Genomic DNA, 4,329 nt, shown 5'->3' on the forward strand with positions numbered 1-4,329 from the left:
CTCTCGGGCTTTCCTCCGGGCGCTTCCCTTCGGTCTTGCGTTTCCGACTCTATCAGACCGTTTCACCGGCCGATTTCCTCGGAATTTCGATTTGCCTACGGGGAATCGCTTTCGCTTTTCCCTTTCGGCGAGATCGAACTCTACCAGTCTTTTCGCGGCCCTCTGACCACCCGTCTGCGAACAGGCGGGGGCAGTGGTCTAGTCCAGTGGTCTAGACAAGGGCTAAGCTTCGGTTCGGTAGATGCTGCCAGGAGGCGGCGCTCTCAAGGGCGACGTGTGCTCCCAGGCAGGAGTACGAAGGTACACGGGCGGTTGGGTTCGGCGCAAATCCTTTGCGTCGTACCGCTACGACTGCCAACCGGGAGCTCTCGTGCGGAACCCGGACTTTTTATGACTTACGCTCTTGAACAGTACGCCGTCCGGCACAGGCAGTGACGGCCACGACCTTGAATCTCCACGCCTGGGAGGCTTGCCATGACCAGTGTGACGTCCCCTCTTGCAGGACGCGCCATCGGGCTGTCCGCTGTTCCCGACCCGGTGTTCTCCGGCGCGATGGTCGGTCCCGGTACCGCCATCGACCCCGCGCGCGAGCCCTCCGAGGCTGTCGCACCTGTCAGCGGCATCGTCGTGTCCCTCCACCCCCACGCCTTCGTCGTCGTGGACGAGGAGGGGCACGGCGTGCTGACGCACCTGGGCATCGACACCGTCCAGCTCAACGGCGAGGGCTTCGAGCTCCTCGTGAACAAGGGTGACACCGTGCAGCGCGGCCAGTCCGTGGTTCGCTGGGACCCGGCCGCCGTCGAGGCAGCGGGCAAGTCGCCGGTGTGCCCGGTCGTCGCTCTCGAGGCGACCGCGGAGTCCCTGTCCGAGGTCGTCGAGGACGGCGACCTCAAGGCTGGTGACGCGCTGTTCGGCTGGAAGTGACAACGACGTCACTGACGGCCGGCAGAACAAACCACCGCGGCGGCTCGGTCCGCCGCGCTATCGGAGACGGGTGAAATGGAGACAACGCTGCGAGGCGTCGGCGTGAGCCACGGGGTTGCGGTCGGCGAGGTCCGGCACATGGGGACGGCCGTGCTCGAACCGCCGGCCAAGCAGATCCCCGCGGAAGAGGCCGAGCGCGAGCAGGGGCGTGCCCGCCAGGCCGTCGAGGCGGTGGCCGCCGACCTGATGGCGCGCGGCAACCTCGCCGGTGGCGAGGCGCAGGCGGTGCTCGAGGCGCAGGCCATGATCGCGCAGGACCCGGAGCTGATCGCCGACGTCGACCGTCGGATCGCGGTCGGCAGCACGGCGGAGCGCGGGATCTACGACGCGTTCTCGCACTACCGCGAGCTGCTGGCGGGCGCCGGTGAGTACATGGCCGGCCGCGTGGCCGACCTGGACGACGTCCGGAACCGGATCGTGGCGCGACTGCTCGGGGTCCCGATGCCCGGCGTGCCGGACAGTGACGAGCCGTACGTGCTGATCGCCCGTGACCTGGCGCCGGCCGACACCGCGCTGCTCGACCCGGCGCTCGTGCTCGGCTTCGTCACCGAGGAGGGCGGTCCGACCAGTCACAGCGCGATCCTCGCCCGCGCTCTCGGGGTGCCGGCGATCGTCGCGCTGCCGGGTGCCGGTGAGCTGGCGGAGGGCACCGTGGTCGCGGTGGACGGCAGCACCGGTGAGATCTTCGTGAACCCGAGCGCCGAGAAGCGCGCGGCGCTCGAGGCCTCGGCCGCGGAGCGCAAGGCGGCGCTGGCCGCGTCGACGGGGCCGGGTGCCACGTCGGACGGTCACAAGGTGCCGCTGCTGGCGAACGTGGGCGGTCCCGCGGACGTGCCCGCCGCCGTCGAGGCGGGCGCGGAGGGCGTCGGCCTGTTCCGCACCGAGTTCCTCTTCCTGGACGACAGCAAGCAGGCGCCGTCCGAGGAGAAGCAGGTCGAGGCGTACCGCAAGGTGCTCGAGGCGTTCCCCGAGGGGCGCGTCGTGGTGCGGGTGCTGGATGCCGGTGCCGACAAGCCGCTGGACTTCCTGACGCCGGCCGACGAGCCGAACCCGGCGCTGGGCGTGCGCGGTCTGCGCTCCCTGCTGGACCACCCGGAGGTGCTGCGCACGCAGCTCACCGCGCTGGCGAAGGCGTCGGAGGGCCTGCCGGTCTACCTCGAGGTCATGGCGCCGATGGTGGCCGACCGTGCGGACGCCAAGGCGTTCGCCGACGCCTGCCGTGCGGCGGGGCTCCAGGCGAAGTTCGGCGCGATGGTGGAGATTCCGTCCGCCGCGCTGCGGGCGCGCTCGGTGCTGCAGGAGGTCGAGTTCCTGTCCCTGGGCACGAACGACCTGGCGCAGTACACGTTCGCGGCCGACCGTCAGGTCGGTGCGGTGTCGCGGCTGCAGGACCCCTGGCAGCCGGCGCTGCTCGACCTGGTCGCGCTGTCCGCCGAGGCGGCGAAGGCCGAGGGCAAGAGCTGTGGTGTCTGCGGTGAGGCCGCGTCGGACCCGCTGCTCGCGTGTGTGCTGACCGGTCTGGGTGTCACCTCCCTGTCGATGGGTGCGGCGTCGATTCCGTACGTGCGGGCGACGCTGGCCAAGTACACGCTGGCGCAGTGCGAGCGCGCCGCGTCGGCCGCGCGGTCCGCCGAGTCGGCGGAAGAGGCGCGCGACGCGGCTCAGGCGGTGCTGTCGGGCGAGTAGTCGCCGGCCGGCCCGTTTCCGTGGGGCGCTCCACCGTTCGGTGGAGCGCCCCACTGCTTTCTCGGCTCAGTGGCAGGAGCGGTCCTCCGGGCCGGCGTCGGCGAGCTGGGGTGCGGTGCAGTAGTCGACGCCGGGCTCGGGTGCGGTCAGGTCACCGGACTCGGTGTCGATGCAGTACGCGTCGAAGACCCGGGCGGCCGGGATGGGTTCCAGTCGCTCGTCCTTGAGGCGCCAGCCGAAGACGCGCTGCTGGCGCCCCGCGGTGGTGCGGGCCACGAGGGCGAACGCGTTCCGGTGGGCGAGGGCCAGGGCGAGCAGGGTGGTCAGCTCCATGGCTTCGACCTCGTCGAGGTCGGCGCTGCCCGGTGCGGTGGCGTCGATGTGGAGGACGGCGTGCAGCGTGCCCTGGTTCGACGGGACGCTGCCGACCCAGTGGTGGGCGCCGCGGCCGACGGCTTCGACGGCGCGGGCGACCAGGTGGGAGGCGCGGGCGAAGGCGGCGCGTCCGATGTCCGCGCCGCATCCGGCGCAGGGGCCGATGTGGGTGAGGGTCGTGGAGGTGTACTGCCAGGTGGCCTGGCGGACGGACTCGTCGACGAGGGCGGGCACGAGGTCGTCGAACGGCTGTCCTTCGTAGGCGACGGCGGGGCCGGTCGCGGCGAGTTCGGCGGTGAAGCGGGTGCGGCTGGTGGGTGCGTCCGGCTCGATGCCCGACTCGGCGCAGAACTCCGCGTACTCCTCGGGGTCGAAGAGGGCGACGCTGGTGTGTCCGCCCTTCGCGGCGAGGGCGGCGAGCAGCTGCTCGACCTGGCGCAGGTACACGGTGTGGTCGTCGAAGGTGAAGCTGCGGTACTTCCGCATCGCGGCGAAGTCCTGCTCGTCGGCCAGCAGGCCGATGGTGCCGGCGATCTCGCGGCGCAGTGCGGTGCGCATGCCCGCGGTCCGGCCGTGCCGGGTGCGCTGGGTGTCCGTCATGATGTCCCCCTGAGTGCATGTGGTCGATCGATGCTCACTCAGCGTAATCGGGGGCACTGACAACGGGTCCGGGCGTCGGCGCGGCCGGTGCGGGCGGCGGGGTCAGGCGCGCTTGCGGGCGATCTCCTCGTAGAACCGGAGCAGTTCGAGGTTGTCGATGGAGCCGGGGTTGACGGCCTTCTCGAGGGGGGTGCCCTGGAGGAGGCGCTTGACGGGTACCTCGATGCGTTTGCCGGTCAGGGTGTGGGGGACGCCGGGGGCTTCGATGATCTCGTCGGGGACGTGGCGCGGGGAGAGCTGTTCGCGGATGGTCCGTTTGATGCGGTCGCGGAGGGCGTCGTCGAGGGTGGCGCCGGGTGCGAGGTGGACGAAGAGCGGCATCCAGTAGCCGCCGTCGGGCAGTTCGAGGCCGATGACGAGGGACTCGCGGATCTCGGGCAGACGCTCCACGGCTTCGTAGATGTCGGCGGAGCCCATGCGGACGCCCTGGCGGTTGAGGGTGGAGTCGGAGCGGCCGTGGATGACGACGGAGCCGCGTGAGGTCAGGGTGATCCAGTCGCCGTGGCGCCAGACGCCGGGGTAGGTGTCGAAGTAGCTGTCGTGGTAGCGGCTGCCGTCGGGGTCGTTCCAGAAGCGGATGGGCATGGAGGGCATGGGGTTGGTGACGACGAGTTCGCCGACCTA

The 4,329-nt window shown here is 70.9% G+C and carries 3 protein-coding genes and 1 pseudogene; 2 read left to right on the forward strand and 2 right to left on the reverse strand.

Features of this window, described 5'->3' with window-relative positions; all coding sequences use genetic code 11:
* Positions 1-474: 474 nt before the first annotated feature.
* Together GTW43_RS27565 and ptsP are read left to right on the forward strand one after the other, a co-directional pair.
* Entirely contained in the window at positions 475-924 is a 450-nt protein-coding gene (locus tag GTW43_RS27565; RefSeq protein WP_161304674.1) for a PTS glucose transporter subunit IIA, read from the forward strand.
* Positions 925-999: 75 nt separating this feature from the next.
* A complete protein-coding gene (ptsP, locus tag GTW43_RS27570) occupies positions 1,000-2,670 on the forward strand; it encodes a phosphoenolpyruvate--protein phosphotransferase (protein WP_161304675.1) in 1,671 nt (556 codons plus the stop codon).
* 66 nt (positions 2,671-2,736) lie between these two features.
* Here ptsP and GTW43_RS27575 read toward each other — a convergent pair whose 3' ends face one another.
* Together GTW43_RS27575 and GTW43_RS27580 are read right to left on the reverse strand one after the other, a co-directional pair.
* On the reverse strand, positions 2,737-3,645 hold the full coding sequence (locus GTW43_RS27575) for a hypothetical protein (RefSeq protein WP_237536848.1): 909 nt from the start codon (positions 3,643-3,645) through the stop codon (positions 2,737-2,739).
* Positions 3,646-3,747: 102 nt separating this feature from the next.
* Positions 3,748-4,329, reverse strand: a pseudogene (locus GTW43_RS27580) (acetoacetate--CoA ligase); the annotation flags it as partial.

This window comes from Streptomyces sp. SID5785, from assembly GCF_009870065.1.
Taxonomy (GTDB): Bacteria; Actinomycetota; Actinomycetes; order Streptomycetales; family Streptomycetaceae; genus Streptomyces.